Source organism: Sulfitobacter sp. AS59, assembly GCF_038899995.1.
Taxonomy (GTDB): Bacteria; Pseudomonadota; Alphaproteobacteria; order Rhodobacterales; family Rhodobacteraceae; genus Sulfitobacter.
In genome coordinates this window covers 242,189-259,752 of the sequence record NZ_JBBMQK010000002.1, presented here as the reverse complement: position 1 = coordinate 259,752, position 17,564 = coordinate 242,189, and the positions used below count along the sequence as shown (strand labels likewise).

14 protein-coding genes are annotated in these 17,564 nt (G+C 58.0%); 6 read left to right on the top strand and 8 right to left on the bottom strand.

Annotation, left to right across the window (positions count from 1 at the left end; all coding sequences use genetic code 11):
- Positions 1–20: 20 nt before the first annotated feature.
- The 5 genes from WNY39_RS05485 to WNY39_RS05465 form a co-directional block, all read right to left on the bottom strand.
- The gene (locus WNY39_RS05485; RefSeq protein ID WP_342844661.1) at positions 21–1,841 is read right to left on the bottom strand and encodes a M3 family oligoendopeptidase; all 1,821 of its coding nucleotides are present in this window, start codon (positions 1,839–1,841) and stop codon (positions 21–23) included.
- Positions 1,842–1,913: 72 nt separating this feature from the next.
- The gene (locus WNY39_RS05480; RefSeq protein WP_342844660.1) at positions 1,914–3,512 is read right to left on the bottom strand and encodes an ATP-dependent DNA ligase; all 1,599 of its coding nucleotides are present in this window, start codon (positions 3,510–3,512) and stop codon (positions 1,914–1,916) included.
- Positions 3,509–4,522 carry a ligase-associated DNA damage response exonuclease gene (locus tag WNY39_RS05475; protein ID WP_342844659.1) on the bottom strand — a complete coding sequence of 338 codons (1,014 nt, stop codon included), beginning with the start codon at positions 4,520–4,522 and terminating at the stop codon, positions 3,509–3,511. The genes WNY39_RS05480 and WNY39_RS05475 overlap by 4 nt, the downstream gene beginning before the upstream one ends.
- Before the next feature lie 122 nt (positions 4,523–4,644).
- On the bottom strand, positions 4,645–5,592 hold the full coding sequence (locus WNY39_RS05470) for an alpha/beta hydrolase (protein WP_342844658.1): 948 nt from the start codon (positions 5,590–5,592) through the stop codon (positions 4,645–4,647).
- Positions 5,592–5,882 (bottom strand): SCP2 sterol-binding domain-containing protein, encoded by a 291-nt coding sequence (locus WNY39_RS05465; RefSeq protein WP_342844657.1) that lies wholly within the window; start codon positions 5,880–5,882, stop codon positions 5,592–5,594. The genes WNY39_RS05470 and WNY39_RS05465 overlap by 1 nt, the downstream gene beginning before the upstream one ends.
- A 74-nt stretch (positions 5,883–5,956) precedes the next feature.
- On the opposite strand from WNY39_RS05465, the gene WNY39_RS05460 reads away from it, so the two are divergent.
- The 5 genes from WNY39_RS05460 to WNY39_RS05440 all read left to right on the top strand — a co-directional run bounded on the left by WNY39_RS05460 (position 5,957) and on the right by WNY39_RS05440 (position 11,062).
- Positions 5,957–6,523 carry a tetratricopeptide repeat protein gene (locus tag WNY39_RS05460; protein WP_342844656.1) on the top strand — a complete coding sequence of 189 codons (567 nt, stop codon included), beginning with the start codon at positions 5,957–5,959 and terminating at the stop codon, positions 6,521–6,523.
- 18 nt (positions 6,524–6,541) lie between these two features.
- Positions 6,542–9,466 carry a helicase-related protein gene (locus WNY39_RS05455; protein ID WP_342844655.1) on the top strand — a complete coding sequence of 975 codons (2,925 nt, stop codon included), beginning with the start codon at positions 6,542–6,544 and terminating at the stop codon, positions 9,464–9,466.
- Positions 9,467–9,853 (top strand): RNA-binding S4 domain-containing protein, encoded by a 387-nt coding sequence (locus WNY39_RS05450; protein WP_342844654.1) that lies wholly within the window; start codon positions 9,467–9,469, stop codon positions 9,851–9,853.
- Positions 9,854–9,904: 51 nt separating this feature from the next.
- Positions 9,905–10,243, top strand: a complete 339-nt coding sequence (gene fdxA / locus WNY39_RS05445) for a ferredoxin FdxA (RefSeq protein WP_341234203.1) — start codon at positions 9,905–9,907, stop codon at positions 10,241–10,243.
- 303 nt (positions 10,244–10,546) lie between these two features.
- Positions 10,547–11,062 (top strand): CarD family transcriptional regulator, encoded by a 516-nt coding sequence (locus WNY39_RS05440; RefSeq protein WP_176249559.1) that lies wholly within the window; start codon positions 10,547–10,549, stop codon positions 11,060–11,062.
- Between the two features lie 68 nt (positions 11,063–11,130).
- On the opposite strand, the gene WNY39_RS05435 is transcribed toward WNY39_RS05440, so the two are convergent.
- Entirely contained in the window at positions 11,131–13,059 is a 1,929-nt protein-coding gene (locus WNY39_RS05435; RefSeq protein WP_342844653.1) for a cation:proton antiporter, read from the bottom strand.
- A gap of 46 nt (positions 13,060–13,105) precedes the next feature.
- On the bottom strand, positions 13,106–13,564 hold the full coding sequence (locus tag WNY39_RS05430; RefSeq protein ID WP_341234205.1) for an Lrp/AsnC family transcriptional regulator: 459 nt from the start codon (positions 13,562–13,564) through the stop codon (positions 13,106–13,108).
- 136 nt (positions 13,565–13,700) lie between these two features.
- Between WNY39_RS05430 and hppD the strand changes: the two genes are divergently transcribed.
- Entirely contained in the window at positions 13,701–14,795 is a 1,095-nt protein-coding gene (hppD, locus tag WNY39_RS05425; RefSeq protein WP_342844652.1) for a 4-hydroxyphenylpyruvate dioxygenase, read from the top strand.
- A gap of 117 nt (positions 14,796–14,912) precedes the next feature.
- On the opposite strand, the gene WNY39_RS05420 is transcribed toward hppD, so the two are convergent.
- The gene (locus WNY39_RS05420) at positions 14,913–17,483 is read right to left on the bottom strand and encodes a hypothetical protein (protein ID WP_342844651.1); all 2,571 of its coding nucleotides are present in this window, start codon (positions 17,481–17,483) and stop codon (positions 14,913–14,915) included.
- Positions 17,484–17,564: the final 81 nt, after the last annotated feature.

Below are 17,564 nucleotides of genomic sequence, written 5' to 3'. Positions count from 1 at the left end.
CTCTTCAGCGGCGCATCTGCCTAGTCTTCCATCGCTTCCAATTCATCGATGAAGCCGGAAATCATCGAAAGACCCTTGTCCCAGAACGCGGGGTCCGATGCATCGAGCCCAAACGGGGCCAACAGCTCTTTGTGATGCTTCGATCCACCGGCTTTCAGCATATCAAAATACTTGTCCTCGAACCCAGGTTTGCCTTCGGCATAAACGGCATAAAGCGCGTTCACCAACCCGTCGCCAAAGGCATAGGCATAGACATAGAACGGCGAATGAACGAAGTGGGGGATATAGGCCCAAAAGGTCTCATAGCCGTCCATAAACTCGAATGCAGGCCCAAGGCTTTCGGCTTGGACGGACATCCACAGCGCGTTGATGTCATCGGGGGTCAGCTCCCCACCACGGCGCGCGTCGTGCAGCTTGCACTCGAAATCATAGAACGCGATCTGGCGGACGACCGTGTTGATCATATCCTCGACCTTGCCTGCCAGCAAAACTTTGCGCTCGGTTTTGGTCTTTGCGTTGTCCAGCATCTTGCGGAAGGTCAGCATTTCGCCAAACACCGACGCGGTTTCGGCCAGCGTCAACGGCGTCGACGACAGCATTTCGCCCTGACCGGCGGCGAGAACCTGATGTACACCGTGGCCCAACTCATGCGCTAGCGTCATCACATCACGCGGTTTGCCAAGATAGTTCAGCATCACATAAGGGTGCACATTGGTCACGGTCGGGTGGGCAAAGGCACCGGGCGCTTTGCCCGGCTTTACGCCCGCATCGATCCAGCCATCGGTAAAGAACGGTTTGGCGATTTCGCCCATGCGCGGATCAAACGCGTTATAGGCATCCATCACCATGCTTTGGGCGCGGTCCCAATCCACAATTTTGGGGTCTTCCATCGGCAGTGGTGCGTTGCGGTCCCAGACCTGCATCACGTCCAGCCCCAACCATTTGCGCTTCAGCTCGTAATAGCGGTGGCTCAGCTTGGGATACGCGTTGACGACGGCGTTGCGTAGGGCCTCGACAACCTCGGGCTCCACGTCGTTGCTCAGGTGGCGGCCGGTTTGCGGGGTTGGCATGCCGCGCCAGCGGTCGATGACCTCTTTTTCCTTGGCTTGGGTGTTGTGAACCCGTGCAAAGGTTTTGATATTGCTTTGAAACACATCTGCCAGCTCGCGCGCGGCGGCTTCGCGAATCTCCCGACCGGGATCGGTCAGCAGGTTCAGCACCCCTTCGATGTTCAGCGGCTCGCCGTCGACCTCGAATTCCAGACCCGCAATGGTTTCATCAAACAGACGTTCCCAAGCGTCCCCTACAACGCCCAGATCATGCAGGAATTTCTCCAGCTCATCGCTCAGCTGGTGATCTTTCATCGCACGGATGCGGTCAAACACCGGCTTATAGCGTGCAAGATCAGCATTCTGGGCCAAGAGCTTGCCCAGATGATCATCTTCCAGACGGTTCAGTTCCAGCGTGAAAAACACCAGCGGTGTGGTGAAGTTCGTGATGCTTTCCTGCATGTCGGACATGAATTTGGCCCGCCCTGCATCCGTGGTCAACTGATAATAGCGCAGGCCGGCAAAGGACATGATGCGCCCGGCGATCTGATTGATTTTTTCGTTGCGCAGCACGCAGTCCAGAAAACCCGCGGCGTCTAGATCTGCCAGCTTGCCTTCATAATCAGCGGCAAAGCTGCGGCAGGCTTCCTCCAACCAATCCAGATCACGCTTAAGCTCGGGCGCGTTTTCACCGGTATACAGATCATCAAGATTCCATTCTGGCAGGTCCCCGAAAGGAGAGGTGCCAGCACCAGCATTTGCATCACGGACGGGGAAGGGGAGTTGGAACATCATATACCTCTTTTTAACGTCTAAAGTACCTAGGCGCGCCACCGCGTCAAAGCAAGCGGGGCAGGCCAGCGATTAGCCGTAAATGCGCAATAACTCTTCCAGATCGGCCAATGTGTTCGCCTCTTGCAGGGGTTTGTCCTGCCGCCAGCGCAGCATGCGGGGAAACCGCAGGGCGACGCCGGATTTATGGCGCGGGCTGCGCTGGATGCCCTCGAACGCGATTTCAAAGACGTGATGCGGCGTGACTTTGCGCACAGGGCCGAACCGTTCGAGGGTATTTTTCCGCACCCACGCTGTAATTTGGCGAAATTCCGCATCGGTCAGCCCGCTATAGGCCTTGGTAAACGGGACCAAATCGTTGCCGTTCCAGACCGCGAAGGTGAAATCGGTAAACAGATTGGCGCGGCGGCCAGACCCCGATTGGGCATAGATCATCACCGCATCAATCGTCAGCGGGTCCAGTTTCCATTTCCACCAATCGCCCTTTTTGCGCCCGGCCAGATAGGGGCTGTCGGCACGTTTGAGCATCAGCCCTTCGGCTTGGGCCGTGCGGGCGTTGGCGCGGAACGTGGCCAGATCATCCCAAGTCGTGAAATTCAGCTGTGGCGACAGGCGCACCGGGGCCTCGGGTGGCAGGGTTGCACAGGCGTCTTCCAACAGTGCCCGCCGCGCGGCAAAGGGCGTGTTGCGCATGTCCTGACCTTGCCATTCCAGCACGTCATAGGCGTGCAGCACCACTGGGGCCTCGGTCAGCAGCTTTTTCGGCACGGTTTTGCGGCCAATGCGGGATTGAAGCGCGTTGAACGATGATGGGGTCGGTTGACCGAATGGCCAGACCAATAGTTCACCATCCAGCACGGTGCCATCAGGCAGATAGTCCACGGCGCGCGCCAGCTCTGGAAAACGATCGGTCATCAACTCTTCACCACGAGACCAGACGAAATACTGGCTGTCGCGCAGGATCAATTGGCCGCGAATACCGTCCCATTTCCACTCGGCGCGCCAATCTGATGTGTCGCCAAGGGCGTGCGGCGTATCCTCAAGCCCGTAGGCCAGATAAAACGGATAGGGCCGCGACGCGTCTGCAGAGGCATCTTCGGCGATGACCAGCGTGTGCCACGTGGTATCATCTGGGTGCCAGTTCCCCATCAGCCGATGTGCTAGCTCGGCCTCGGGTTTTTGGGTGGCACGGGCCAAGGCGCGGGTCATCAGTTTTTGGCTGATACCGACCCGAAAACCGCCTGTAATCAGTTTGTTAAAGATAAACCGCTCTGTCCCGCCAAGCTGGTCCCATGCGGATAGAACGAAGGCTTTGCGCGCGTCTTCGTCTTGGGTATAGACCTCGCGCAGGGCGGCGATCCATTGCGATAGGCTGCGCGTGTCTTGGCTGGTGTTTGGCGGCAGGACGAGCGCGATGGTTTCGGCCAAATCACCGACGATGGAATAGCTTTCCTCGAACAGCCACAGCGGGATATTTGCGCGCTCAGCCGCCCATTCGCGCAGCTTGGTCGTGGTCACGGCCCGTTTTGGCCGCCGTCCGGAAAACAGCGCGATGGTCCACAGCCGGTCGGTATCGGGCGCGTCCTGAAAATATGCGGCAAGGGCTGCGACCTTAACGTTCGTCTTGGTGCTTTGGTCGATGGTGTTGAACAGTTGGGCAAAGCGCTTCATTCGCTGGCATCCTTGTCCAGGCTTTCCCCTTCGAACTGCGTCGGCACCACCTGCGCGTTCCAACCGTTAATATTCAAGTATCGGCTGAAGATGTCCGTATAACCATGCGTGACGTATATATTTTCAGCTTCTGTTTGTTTGATTGCTGACAGCAAACCGTCCCAATCTGCATGGTCCGATATGACAAAGCCCCGATCACCCGCACGTCGCCGCCGGACACCACGAATGGCCATCCAGCCGCTGGCAAATGCGGTCTCTTGCGGGCCGAATTTCTTGGCCCATGCGCTGCCCAATGCTGATGGCGGTGCCAGCACGATTGCGCCGGGGTGATCCTTGGGCTTTAGGTCCGCATTTGCCAATATCGTATCGGGCAGCTTGATCCCTTGGTCGCGCATGACCTGATTGGTGTTTTCCGTCGCCGTATGGGTCAGGATCGGGCCAATTTCAGGGTCCAGCATGGTGAGCAACCGCTGAGCCTTGCCCAACGCATATGCGCCGAGGAATGCGGTTTTCCCCTCGGCCGCGCAGGCCGCCCACCAACTGTTGATCTCGGCAGCTACGCTGGATTGATCGGCCCAATGGAACACCGGCAGGCCAAAGGTGCTTTCAGTGATGAAATGATGACATTTTATGGGGTTGAATGCTTCGGATAGGCCGTCATCGACAACTTTATAGTCCCCCGATGCGACCCAGACCTCGCCGTCTACTTCGACCCTGATCTGGGCCGATCCGGGCACATGACCGGCAGGGTGAAATGACACGTCAGCACCGCCGATCCGCCGCGTTTCGCCATAGGCTATCCCCTCGGCTGTGATGTCGCCCAAACGGTGACGCATGACGGGCAGGGCAGCATGGGTGGCCAGATAGAGGCCCATGCCCCACCGCGCGTGGTCGGAATGCCCGTGCGTGATCAGCGCGCGGTCCACGGGCCGCCACGGATCAATATAGAAATCCCCTGCCGCGCAGTAGATCCCGTTTTCGGTAAAGCTAAGAACCGGTTTTTTGGTCATGCAAGACAGATAGCGGCGTCTTGGGTTTTGAACAGGGGGCAGGCGGATGAAACGATTGTTGGATTTTCAAATCTGTTACGGATCAATGTAATAGCGTACAAAGATCATGTAGCACATGAATTTTAATCTTTTGCATTGCCAAGGAAAAGCCGCGCAATGTCATCGATTGCCGCGTCACGCAGTGCCGGTGTTTCCATCAAAATCTCATGCTCGGCCCCTTGGACCATCTGCAACTGACCGTTTTTCCAGTTTTCCATGCGTTCCTTGATCCGCCCGATGTGGACGATCCGTTCATTTGATCCAAGAAACGTTATGCAGGGCAGGCTGGGTGCGGCGCGGAGCGATAGATGTTTGGTCTCGGCCAGTGCCTCGCGCAGCCAGACATAACTGGGACCGCCCAAAGACAAATCCGGATGCGCGATAAGCTGGTCACGCATCATATCGTACATCTCTTCGTCAGTGGTAAGCATGTTGTCGTCAAATGGCGCGTCCGCGACGTAAGGATTTAGGGACGTTCCCATCGGCAGACGATGCCCCTGGCCGATTTTCGGCATCAGATGCGACAAAACAGTGGCGATCGGGCGCAAATGCGGGGCAATCCGGATGCCCCACATGGGGGCGGTAAAGGCAGCCGCTTGTACGGACAGCCCTTCCATCACGGCGCGCAGGCCGATGCAGCCACCCATCGAATGGGCAAGCAAAAAGAACGGGCGCGGCAATTGCAGCCCGCGTGCCGCGCGCATCAGGGCGGCGACGTCTTTTTGATAATCAGAAAATACGTCGACATATCCGATACGCCGGTCGGGCAACATGCGATCCGCCAGCCCCTGACCGCGCCAGTCAATCGTAATCACAGCCAACCCGCGTTTAGCGAACTCGGCAGCCGTTACGCCATATTTTTCAATGTATTCGGTCCTGCCGGGGAACAAGAGGACAGTGCCCCTTGCCCCTTCGGCAGGCCAATGTGCAATCCGCACGCGCTTACCATCAGAGGTGTCGACCCAATGGGCCACGCCGGTGTCCGGCCCCGGATGGATGTCGGTAAATAGCGGTGCGGAAGCCAGATTCATTAGGCCAGTACAGATGCCAGTTTCATGGCCATACCCATGTCGCCGTCGATCTTGAGCTTGCCGCTCATGAATGCGCCGGTTGGGTTTGTGTCGCCGGACAGGATAGCCTGAAAGGTTTCCGCGTCGGCCGACAGGGTAACGTCTGCTGGCTCGTCTGCGGCGCGCGCGCCGGCGTCGTCCATCATCACGCAGCCTTCGCCTTCGATGTCGAATTTTGCTGTGCCGTCAAAATCAGCGCCTGCCAGCTTTTCATTCAATACGGTTACCGCTTCGTTCAAAATATCACTCATAGTGGGCCCTTTTTTGGCAAATGGAGCCGTCACATCTGGAAAAGTGGCGGCAGCCTGTTACATTCAACATTGTTATGGTCAATCACATCGTCAACCTCAAACATACCGTAGCGGCACTTGGTTTGTTGGTGTTGCTCGCAGGTACATGTTTTGCGCAATCCGCCCCGTCACAAGTGGATGAATTGCTGGAAAAACTGCGCAGCGCACCTGCCGAAGAGGCCGCACGAATCGAGCGTGACGTTCAGGCGGCATGGCTGCGGTCCGGATCGGCGACGATGGACTTGCTGCTCAAGCGGGGGAGCGAGGCCCTGCGCGCCGGGGATACGAAACTGGCGATTGAACATTTCACTGCCCTGACCGACCACGCACCAGAGTTCGCCGAAGGCTATCATCTGCGGGCACAGGCCTATTTTCATGCTGATCTATATGGCCCGGCGATTGACGATCTAGAATCAACTTTGACGTTTAACCCGTTGCAATATGATGCGATTTTCGGGTTGGGCGCGATCTTGCAAGAGTTTGGTAACCTGCGGTCCGCCGCGCAATTGTATCGCCGGGTGTTAGAGATTAACCCTCACCATGAAAACGCGCAAAAGGCGCTGGACGGGCTTCGGCGCGACGGCATCGGGCGCACAGTTTAACACGTCGGGAATATTCTGGTGACAGGCGAAGGTAGGGTCGTGGCCGTTTTAGGCCCGACCAACACGGGCAAAACGACATATGCCATTGAACGGATGCTGGCGCATCGCACGGGGATCATCGGTTTGCCGCTGCGGCTGCTTGCGCGCGAGGTCTATGATCGGATCGTAGCGTTACGCGGCCCGTCTGTGGTGGCGTTGGTCACTGGCGAGGAGCGGATCGTGCCGCCGCGCACGCAATATTGGGTCTGTACCGTCGAGGCGATGCCCGAAGGTATGGGTGCGGACTTGGTTGCGGTAGATGAAATCCAGCTCTGCGCCGATCCGGAGCGGGGGCATGTCTTTACCGACCGTCTGTTGCGGTCGCGCGGCCTGCACGAAACGCTGTTTATGGGGTCTGACACCATGCGTGGGACCATCGCGGCGCTGGTCCCCAAGGCGCAATTCATTAAACGCGAGCGCATGTCCGAATTGACCTATGTAGGTCAGAAAAAGATAAGTAGAATGCGCCCACGCAGTGCAATAGTCGGATTTTCGGTTGAGAATGTATATGCGATAGCTGAGCTGATCCGCCGTCAAAAGGGTGGTGCCGCGGTGGTTATGGGCGCGCTTAGCCCGCGCACGCGCAACGCGCAGGTCGAGATGTATCAAAACGGTGAGGTTGATTATCTGGTGGCCACAGACGCCATCGGCATGGGGCTAAACCTTGATGTCGATCACGTGGCCTTTTCAGCGCTGAGCAAATTTGACGGTCGCCGCATGCGCCCCTTGGCCCCCAATGAGCTGGCGCAGATTGCCGGGCGGGCAGGGCGCGGGTTCAAGAGCGGGACATTTGGCGTGACCGGTGATGCGCCCCCGTTAGAGGACGGCGTGGCCCAAGCCATCATGGATCACAACTTTACCCCGCAAAACAAAATCAACTGGCGCAACCCGTCGCTTCAGTTCGGGTCGATTGACCGGTTGATCAAGACGCTTGAGATGTCGCCGGATAACGAGCGTCTGTTCAAAGCGCGCGAGGCCGACGATCTGCGGGCGCTGAAAACGCTGGGCGAGGATGCCGAGGTTATGGCGCGCTGCACGGACGGGCCGTCGGTCAAGCTGTTGTGGGATGTTTGCCGGATTCCCGACTTTCGTGGTATAAGCCACGCAGAGCATGCGAGCCTGCTTGAGGTGATTTTTAACTACCTTCATCAGCGTGGTTCTTTACCGGATGATTGGATTGCGCGACAAATTCAGCGCATAGATCGAACCGATGGCGACATTGATGCGTTGTCCAAGCGACTGGCCTTTATCCGCACATGGACCTATGTCACCCAACGCAAAGGGTGGACGGGTGACGAAAACCATTGGCGAGACGAAGCGCGTGTCGTAGAAGACAGACTGTCGGACGCGCTGCACGAGCGTTTGACCCAAAGATTTGTAGATCGGCGCACATCCGTGCTTTTGCGCCGACTAGGACAGAAGGAAGCCATGGTGGCCGAAGTAAACGAGACCGGTGAAGTAACCGTTGAAGGCGAATTTGTAGGCAAGTTGGACGGGTTCCGCTTCCGGCAAGACAAAGGCGCTGGCGTCGCGGAAGACAAAACGATCAAAACCGCGTCATTGCAGGCTTTGGCCCCGCAATTCCATTTGCGTGCAGACCGTTTTTACAATGCACCCGATACCGAGATTGATTTCACAGAGCAGGGCGGCCTGATGTGGGGCAGTGCGGCTGTGGGCAAGCTGGTTGCTGGCCCTGACGCGCTGAAACCCGGGATCGAGGTTTTCGTCGACGATGTCGCGGGCCCCGAGGTTGCACAAAAAGTGCAACGGCGTTTGCAGCACTTTATTGATCGCAAGGTCGCGGCACTGTTCGAGCCGCTGGTCGCCTTGTCCAAGGACGAGGCGCTGACGGGTCTTGCCCGTGGTTTTGCGTTCCGCATGGTTGAAAACCTTGGGATTATTCCACGTGCTGACATCGCCGACGATGTGAAGGCGCTGGACCAAGACGCACGCGGCGCCCTGCGCAAGCACGGCATTCGCTTTGGTCAGTTCACCATCTTCATGCAGGCGCTGCTGAAGCCCGCGCCGACGCGCCTGCGTCTGGTACTGTGGTCGCTGTCGAAAGGCCTGCAAGAATTTCCTGAATCGCCACCACCCGGCTTGGTGACGATCCCGGTTGATGCCGGTGCCCCTGCGGGTGCCGATACCATGTCGGGCTACCGCAACGCTGGTACGCGGGCGATCCGCATCGATATGCTTGAGCGTCTGGCAGATATGCTGCGGTCCGAGGATTCTCGCGGCGGGTTCGAGGCCAAGGCTGACATGCTGTCGATCACAGGCATGACGCTTGAACAGTTCGCGGCCCTTATGGAAGGGTTGGGCTACAAGGCCGAAAAGGCTGAGCGTACCAAGGTTAAACCCGTTGATACGGTGATGCCGCATGACGATTCCCCGTTTGCGGCCAGTACCGATGAAAATGCGGACACGCCCGTTATGGACATTGCCGCTGAACAACCCGCAGGCGGCATCGTTGCTGATCCAGAACCCGCACAACCTGCTGATATTGTGCCCGAAACAGCTGGCATGATCGACGAAGGCATCGCGCCGATGATCTCGGAAGAAGCCGAAAGCACCGAGGTGTCTGACCACACCGGCGATACGGCAAAAGGCGAAACGCCGCAGGGTACTGCGCCCGACGCATCCCTTGCCGGGGCCGAGACCGAGGTGTTCTATATCTTCACATGGGGCCGTGCCCCCCGCGCCAATCAAAATGCGCGACGTGGTGGTGGTGATCGTCCACAAGGTAAGGGCAAACCAGCCCAACGTGGGAAGAAAGGTGGCCCGCGCGGTGATAAAGGCGGCAATAAATCGCAAAACTTTAGCGCACGTCCCCCCAAGGCGGAAAAGCCTATCGATCCCGACAATCCCTTTGCTGCGGCCCTGATGGGTCTCAAGAACAAGTAATTGTCTGAAGCGGCCACAAAGCTGCGGCTGGATAAATGGCTGTGGCATGCGCGGTTCTTTAAAACACGATCACTGGCGGCGGCACGCGTGCAAGCGGGTGCCGTCCGGGTGAACGGGAGTATCGCGCAAAAACGGGCAACGATCATTGTGCCCGGTGACGTTTTAACCTTTGCGATGGGCGATGACATTCGTGTGATACAGATCGACGGGATCGGCGCGCGGCGCGGGCCAGCCCCCGAGGCGCAGGAACTTTATACCGATCTGTCCCCACCTGCGCCCAAGTCCGAGAAAAAACCGCCTGAAAATCCAGCTTTTGAGGGAAAAGGTCGCCCCAGTAAGCGGGATAGGCGTGTGCTTGATCTTTCTCGGGCGCGCCATCTTGAATGATGTGCTGCGCTGATTTAGCAATGCGCCAAATCCGTTATAAAAGATGACCCTATGACCTATATCGTTAACGACGCCTGCATTGCGTGCAAATATACCGACTGCGTCGAGGTATGCCCCGTGGATTGTTTCTATGAGGGCGAGAACATGTTGGTCATCCATCCCGATGAATGCATCGATTGCGGCGTTTGTGAACCTGAATGCCCGGCCGATGCGATCCGCCCCGATACAGAGCCGGATATGGAAAAATGGGTCGAATTTAACCGCAAGTATTCCGAACTGTGGCCGGTCATCATCACCAAGAAAGATCCGCTGCCCGAGGCAGAGGAACGCGACGGTGAAGAGGGCAAGCTTGAGAAATACTTCTCTGAGGTGCCGGGCGAGGGCGGTTAAGCGATTCGCAAGACGCGCCATTGGTGGGTGAATTTGTCAGTTAATTGACGTAAAATACCCCTACGGCGCGATAATTTGATCAAGAACTGCCTTGCCATCGCTTTCGGTAGGGCCGTTTTTGTGGTATATTCTCTCCAATGAACTTACATCTTTACCATCTCTCAACCTCTTCGCTGCGGTTGAAATTGTAATTCTGAAGTTATGAATCTTAGCTGTCGGTCTTTTCGGGCCGGGCAGCTTTTGTCTTTGTGAAAAGACAATCTACCCCTGCGGGTTATGTCCCGCGACCAAGGAGCCATGTTTATGAGCAAGTCGAAAAAGCTAGATTTCCGCCCCAACGAATTCGTCGTCTACCCTGCGCATGGCGTCGGGCAAATCGTATCGGTCGAAGAGCAGGAAGTCGCGGGCATCACGCTGGAACTTTTCGTGATTGCCTTTGTAAAAGACAAGATGACGTTGCGCGTGCCAACCCACAAGGCGATCGAGATCGGGATGCGCGCGCTAAGCAGCCCGGACACCATCACCCACGCGATGAAAACCCTCAAGGGTAAAGCCAAGGTGAAGCGTGCCATGTGGTCGCGCCGGGCGCAGGAATACGAGCAAAAGATCAACTCGGGCGATCTGATTGCCATTGCCGAGGTCGTGCGCGACCTGCACCGCACCGATGATCAACGTGAGCAAAGCTATTCCGAGCGTCAACTTTATGAAGCGGCACTTGAGCGTCTGACACGCGAAGTGTCTGCCGTTGCCGGTGGCGATGAATTGGCCGCTGCCAAGCAAATCGGTGACGTGCTGGAAAGCCGCGTCGCCGCCGCCTAAGCGACCCGATCAAGCACTAGATAAAGCCGCGGCAGGTTTCCCTAGCCGCGGCTTTTACGTGTCTGGCGCTAGGCCTGTTTCTTTTCCTCTTCCTCGATCCGGTTCATGAACGCGGTCTCGAGATCCTTTTGCAGTTCTTTCGCGCGGCTGACATAGGCCTTGTTCTCGCTCGGTGGAACACCGGGCCGCCATAGCGCTGCCAGTTCACGCACCGATGCACGGTCATGGCTATAGAACATGCGCTGCGCCTCGGCGGCCTCGTAATCGGACAGGCCCAGATTTTCCAACACATAGCGCCCCGCACGCAGCGAGCTGTCGAACATCTCGCGCACGATGTCATTGGCCCCTGCCTGATACTGAAGGTACACATCCGTGCGGTCATGGGCGCGGGAGACGATATGCAGATCGGGGCATTCCTTGCGAGCATAAGCAATCAGCTGAAGCGCTGATTTGGGATCGTCCAACGCCACCACCAGCACCTTGGCATCACGCAGACCGGCCTTGCGCAGGATGTCGGGGCGCGTCGGATCACCCAAGAACGCCTTGAACCCAAAGCGGCGCATGACGGCGATAGTCTCGGGGTTGTGGTCCAGCACCACGGTGCGAAAGCCCGACGCCTGAACCAAACGGTTCACGATCTGACCGAACCGGCCGACGCCTGCGATGATAACAGTGCCTTGTTCGTCAATCTCATCGGCGACGATGGGGCCGGCCTTGGTGTCAAACCGTTTGCTGATCTGATCGTATAGAATGAACAACAGCGGTGTGATCAGCATCGACAGGGCGACCACCAGCAGCAGAACCTCTGCAACGTCGTTGGGCATCACGCCGGTCGCAACCGAGAAGCTGACCAACACAAAGCCAAACTCACCCGCCTGCGCCAGACCCAAGGCCAGCAACCACCTGTCGCGCCCGCGCAGTTGGAACAAGCTGCCCAGGCCAAACAAAATTACGCCTTTGACGATGATCACCAGCAGGGCCATGCCCATGATAATCACCGTGTCTGCATACAGCAGCTCAAAGTTGATGCCCGCACCGACAGTGATAAAGAACAGCCCCAGCAGCAGCCCTTTGAATGGTTCAAGGTCGGTTTCCAGCTCGTGGCGGAATTCGCTACTGGCCAGAACCACGCCCGCCAAAAATGCGCCCAATGCGGGGGACAGGCCGACAAGCTCCATCAGAAACGAAATCCCGACGACGATCAGCAGGGCAAGGGCGGTATACATCTCGCGCAGTTTGGCGGCGTGGATAAAGCGGAACACGGGTCGGGTGAAAAACACGCCCGTGATGATGATGCCCGCGATGGCACCGATGGTCACAAGGGTGATGCCCCAGCCGGGCAACCCTTGAATAAGCGAGATCGCGGCATAGGCGACCTCGGCCCCTTGGCCCACATGTTCGCCGCCGCCATGGCCTGCAGCCGACGCAGCATGATCATTCCCCGCGATTGAGATAGACCCGTCAGGCAAAACCTCAGCCGCCATTTTCGTGACCAAGAGCGGTAGAAAGGCAAGGATCGGGATCACGGCGATGTCTTGTGTGAGCAGGACAGAAAACACAGACCGCCCCCCGGCGGTTTGCATCAACCCCTTTTCCGACAGGGTTTGCAGCACGATCGCGGTCGATGACAGCGACAGCGTCAGACCGATCGCAATTGCTACGCCCAGGGGTTGGTCATAGGCCATGGCGATGCCCATAAGTGCGGCTGCAGAGATTAGTACCTGCAAGCCACCAAGCCCCAACAAGCGATGCCGCATGTTCCACAGGGCACGGGGTTCCAGCTCAAGCCCGATCAGAAACAGCATCATAACCACGCCGAATTCCGCGAAATGCTGAAGGTCCTTGGTCTCGGACCCGACAAGGCCCAAGGCAGGCCCAATCAGAATACCCGCCGCCAGATAGCCCAGCACCGATCCAAGCCCCAACCGCGAGGCAATGGGCACCGCAATAACCGCAGCGGCCAAATAGATCGTGGCTTGGAACAGGAAACCTTCCATGGGATGTCTTCTTTCATAGGGCCGGTGGTTCGCCGGCTAGGGGGCGTTAAGTGGGCAGGGGTCCGTCATGCTTTAGTTGGTCCATAACGATCTGACTATGCACTTTCGCAACAGCGCCATGGGGCAGCAATACATCATGTATCAACCGGTTAAGGCTGGACAGGTCTGTGCAATAAACCCGCAAAAGGTAATCCGCATCCCCGGTCATGGTCCAGGCGCTCACGATCTCGGGCCGGGTGGCCAAAAGCCGCGCAAAGCTGGCCGAATGGTCCGGCCCGTGGGTGCCAAGATGTACTTGGATAAAACCTTGAACCGCCAACCCCAACCGGATCGGGTTCAGCTTGGCACGGTAACCTTCGATATATCCTTCGCTCTCAAGCCGTTGACGTCTGCGCCCGGCCTGCGAGGGCGACAGGTGCAAACGTTCGCCCAACTCCTGTGCCGTTAGATGCGCATCCTTTTGCAGGGCTTCCAGCAGGCGGCTATCTGTTTCGTCCAATGTCATGCGGGTTTCTCGCTTGGTTTCATCTCAATATGCGGGTTTCGCGCGTATACTTCTATGACATAGGTCATTTTTGCGCAAATCCAGCGGGGTTATGCCGATAGGTTGGGCAAAATATCCCAGCTATAGGAGAATCCCCATGGGTCCGTTTCCCCACGATGCAGAAAAGTCTCAGATCACTGATGAAAATCCGGCTGGTACCGATGGCTTTGAGTTCGTTGAATTCGCCAGCGAAAACCCGCAGGAATTGCGCGACCTGTTCACGCGCATGGGCTATGCTCATGTGGCCAATCACAAAAAACAGGCGGTCGAACTGTGGCAGCAGGGTGATATCACCTATGTGCTGAATGCCGACCCCGACAGCTTTGCCGCGAAATTTGTGGGCGAACACGGTCCTTGTGCGTCGTCCATGGGATGGCGCGTTGTCGATGCGCAGCACGCATTGGCCCACGCGGTGTCGAAAGGGGCCACAGAATACACCGGGCCGGGCAAGGTTCTGGATGTCCCCGCCATCGAAGGGATCGGCGGCTCGCTGATTTATTTCGTGGACCAGTATTATGACACCTCCCCCTATAACGAGGAATTCGATTGGATCGCACAGTCGAAACCGGCTGGCGTCGGGTTCTACTACCTCGATCACCTCACGCATAATGTGTTCAAGGGGAACATGGACGTGTGGTTCAAATTCTACGGCGATTTGTTCAACTTCCGCGAAATCCGTTTCTTCGATATCGAGGGCAAGTTTACCGGCCTGACATCGCGCGCTTTGACATCGCCCTGCGGCCGCATCCGGATCCCGATCAATCAGGATCGCGACGAAAAAGGTCAGATCGTCGCCTATCTCAAAAAATACAAAGGCGAGGGCATCCAACACATCGCTGTGGGCGCGCGCGACATCTATGAGGCCACAGACAAAATCGCTGACAACGGCCTCAAGTTCATGCCGGGTCCCCCTGATACCTATTACAAACTCAGCAAGGACCGGGTGAAAGACCACGAGGAACCGCTGGACCGTATGAAAAAGCACGGGATCCTGATCGACGGCGAAGGCGTGGTCGATGGCGGGGAAACACGCATCCTGTTGCAGATATTCTCGAAAACAGTGATTGGCCCGATCTTCTTTGAATTCATCCAACGCAAAGGCGACGACGGATTCGGAGAGGGCAATTTCAAAGCCCTGTTCGAAAGCATCGAGCAAGAGCAGATCGACAGTGGCGAGCTGACATCAGCCTGATCAAAACCATTCAGGGCCGCACCTCACCGTGTGGCCCCATTGCTTCTCTGGCTCTTAAATATCCCGGGGGAGCCGCCGTAAGGCGGCGGGGGGCAGCGCCCCTAAACTGCACCACCCTTAGCCGCGCGGCATTTTCAGCACGACATCGCGCCCGCTTCTGCGATAGCGCAGCTCGCTCTCGCCAATGGCAGACACACGGCCCCCATCCAGGCGGTCACCAACAGTCACTTTTTGGTAGCGGCCATTGGCAAGCCTAACCAGCGCGCGGCGGCTGGACGGCTGGCCATACACCCCGATCAAGTTGATTTTGCGCAGCTTAATCGCGTTCTTAACCGTGGCCTGTTTGGCGACTGATGCTTTTGATGGCAGGTCGGGTTTTACGGTGCGCGGCACCAAAGATGCAGTCGTGGCCACTTGGGTGGGTTCGGGCGTGGCGCGTTCTGCACGCTGTACAATCGCTGAAAAACCTTTTGGCCGCGTATCAGGGCGCAGCGACGTTTCAATCGCATTCGGGGTGGCATTATTAAACAGGGGGACCGTTGCTAATGTTGGCACTGGGGGTCTTGCCGACGCTGCGGCAAGGGATGCTGATGCAAGCGACGCATTGGCTGACACCGGGCCCGCGACGGGGGCGGGCGTTTCTTGCGCCGCAGCTGCAGCAGCTTGTTGAAGGGATACGGGGCGCAATAACGGACGCAGGCTGGCCAGTTCGTTGCGTGTCAGCCCGCCGAGGTTTGAACGCTCGTTGCTTTCGATCAACCCCTCTGGCCGCACCACGGGTCTAACCCCAAGCAGGGCCTGCCGTTGCGGCGCGTCGTCTAGGCTTTCGGGTGCTTGTGCGCTGCGTATCACGGATGGGGGGGGCGCAACGGGGGGGCGACCTGCAATCACTTTGACGCCATCCGCATTCAACGCCCCCTCAGGGGTGGGAATGACCAAGCCGCTGTCATCCAGCGCAAATGTGGTGCCCGACGGCGCGGGTGATGATGGTGCAAACTCGAATTCATCTCCGCCAAAAGATGCCAGCGCGGGCAGTGCCACCGCGTCATTTGCTGTGCTGACCGGATCGATGCTGGTCATATAGAGGTCATCAAGGGATACCATCGCGGGGACGGTCGGCGTGTCGGGTGCCAGCGGCCAGATGCCGGATGTGGCATATCGCGCTTCGATTTGTTGTTGGGACAGCGCGCGCGGTTCGGGCCGCTCTGGCACACGCAGCGCGTCGAGCACCGCGCCGTCTTCATCCGTCAGGCTGCTGTCTAACGCGGCAACGCGTTCCTCGTCAGGCTGGGGTGTGGGGGCAGGTACCAATACGGCCTGCACCGCGGGTGGTTCGATTGTCGCTTCAACCGCTGGGGCGGTGACGGCGGGATCAGCGGCTTTCAGGGGTGTCGATGCGACCGCCGTGGTGTCACGGTTGGAAAACAGGCGCGACAGTGAAATGCCGTCGTCCAAAAACACAGACGCCCAAGCCGCGACGCCCGCAAGGAACACCAACAAGACGGCAGTCAGCAAAAGCCCAAGGAACCGCGGCTTGCCGCCCACGTCATTGGATTTGCGCGCGCCAAAGATCGTCATCTGTTCGGCTTCGGACGCGGGCTTGCTTGGGGTGTAGGTGACGTCTTTGACGGCGGTCGCGGCGGCTGGCTGGCGCTTTGTCCGCCTGCTCAGGAACCGAAGTTTTTTGGGTGACGCTGCTTCATCCGTTGCCGTGCTGAGTGACCTGCTGTCCGGTATCGGGTTGGGAAAGATATCGGCGGATATTGCCGGTTTGGCAGCGGCCCGTTCCCCTGAAACCGGCGTGTAACCGGGCGGGGCAGGCATTGCTGCCGCGCCGCGCGTGGCGGCACCCGCCGATGGCGCTGTGGTCGATGACGCGGTGGCCGCGCGGCGGCTTGCGAATGTAGTGGGTACAGGTGCGGGTTCTTCAGGTTCTTCTGCCTCTGGGGCTTCTTGAACGACCTCCGCCACAGGTTGCTGCGTCTCGGCTGGCTTAGCCTCTAGCTCCACCTCTGCCGCCGGCTCAGCTTCCTCTGGCGGGGCCGCTGGTGAGGTCTCTGCCTCATCTTCATCCTCGGCCTGAGGATCGGACGCCTCCGCAACAGGCTCCGGCGTTTCTTCATCCTCGACAGGTATCGCGCCCGGACCAAGGACCACGACGGCATCCTCGTCCGGCTCTACCGTATCTCCGGGCTCAAGCAGGGTTTCAGCCGCCTGCGTTTGACCAAAAAACGGCTCGCCCTGAAACACATCGCTGTCAGGCTGCGCGACAAAGCTTACGGGATGGAAACGGTGCGACGTTGCAAAGGCTTCAGCCTCGGCCAGGGTTTCGCGCGCAACGGCGGCAATATGTGTCTGCGCGCCGTCACTGCTGATATCAAATGCCAGATCTTCGACGGCATAAGGGGTTGCCCCTTCCAGCGCGTGGCGGGCTTCGGACAGGCGGTCTGCGTCGGAAAGATCAGGCGTCTCAAGCGTCATATACTTGATCTGATCGTTGGGGATCAGCACCTTTGTCCGAACACCGCCGGGTTCCAGTGCCGCTGCCGTTTTGCGTAGCATGGCCAGTTCGGCGGGCATGTCCTCGGCGTCAAAAGGCACATTGCCAATGCTGTGCCAGCCCCCGGCGGAGCGGTGCAATAGCCTGATGCCTTCGACGGACAGGGACAGTGCAAAATTTGGCTTCATATCGACGCTTTTTGACCGGGCGGTTGTGAGAGAAGTTTTAGCATGTACACGCTCATTAAAACAGAGCGCCTGAACTTCACC

What these genes read in the sequence shown, in the direction of transcription:
- WNY39_RS05485 (WP_342844661.1), bottom strand. Translation starts at nt 1,841, where the DNA reads ATGTTCCAACTCCCCTTCCCCGTCCGTGATGCAAATGCTGGTGCTGGC.
- WNY39_RS05480 (WP_342844660.1), bottom strand. Translation starts at nt 3,512, where the DNA reads ATGAAGCGCTTTGCCCAACTGTTCAACACCATCGACCAAAGCACCAAG.
- WNY39_RS05475 (WP_342844659.1), bottom strand. Translation starts at nt 4,522, where the DNA reads ATGACCAAAAAACCGGTTCTTAGCTTTACCGAAAACGGGATCTACTGC.
- WNY39_RS05470 (WP_342844658.1), bottom strand. Translation starts at nt 5,592, where the DNA reads ATGAATCTGGCTTCCGCACCGCTATTTACCGACATCCATCCGGGGCCG.
- WNY39_RS05465 (WP_342844657.1), bottom strand. Translation starts at nt 5,882, where the DNA reads ATGAGTGATATTTTGAACGAAGCGGTAACCGTATTGAATGAAAAGCTG.
- WNY39_RS05460 (WP_342844656.1), top strand. Translation starts at nt 5,957, where the DNA reads ATGGTCAATCACATCGTCAACCTCAAACATACCGTAGCGGCACTTGGT.
- fdxA (WP_341234203.1), top strand. Translation starts at nt 9,905, where the DNA reads ATGACCTATATCGTTAACGACGCCTGCATTGCGTGCAAATATACCGAC.
- WNY39_RS05440 (WP_176249559.1), top strand. Translation starts at nt 10,547, where the DNA reads ATGAGCAAGTCGAAAAAGCTAGATTTCCGCCCCAACGAATTCGTCGTC.
- WNY39_RS05435 (WP_342844653.1), bottom strand. Translation starts at nt 13,059, where the DNA reads ATGGAAGGTTTCCTGTTCCAAGCCACGATCTATTTGGCCGCTGCGGTT.
- WNY39_RS05430 (WP_341234205.1), bottom strand. Translation starts at nt 13,564, where the DNA reads ATGACATTGGACGAAACAGATAGCCGCCTGCTGGAAGCCCTGCAAAAG.
- hppD (WP_342844652.1), top strand. Translation starts at nt 13,701, where the DNA reads ATGGGTCCGTTTCCCCACGATGCAGAAAAGTCTCAGATCACTGATGAA.
- WNY39_RS05420 (WP_342844651.1), bottom strand. Translation starts at nt 17,483, where the DNA reads ATGAAGCCAAATTTTGCACTGTCCCTGTCCGTCGAAGGCATCAGGCTA.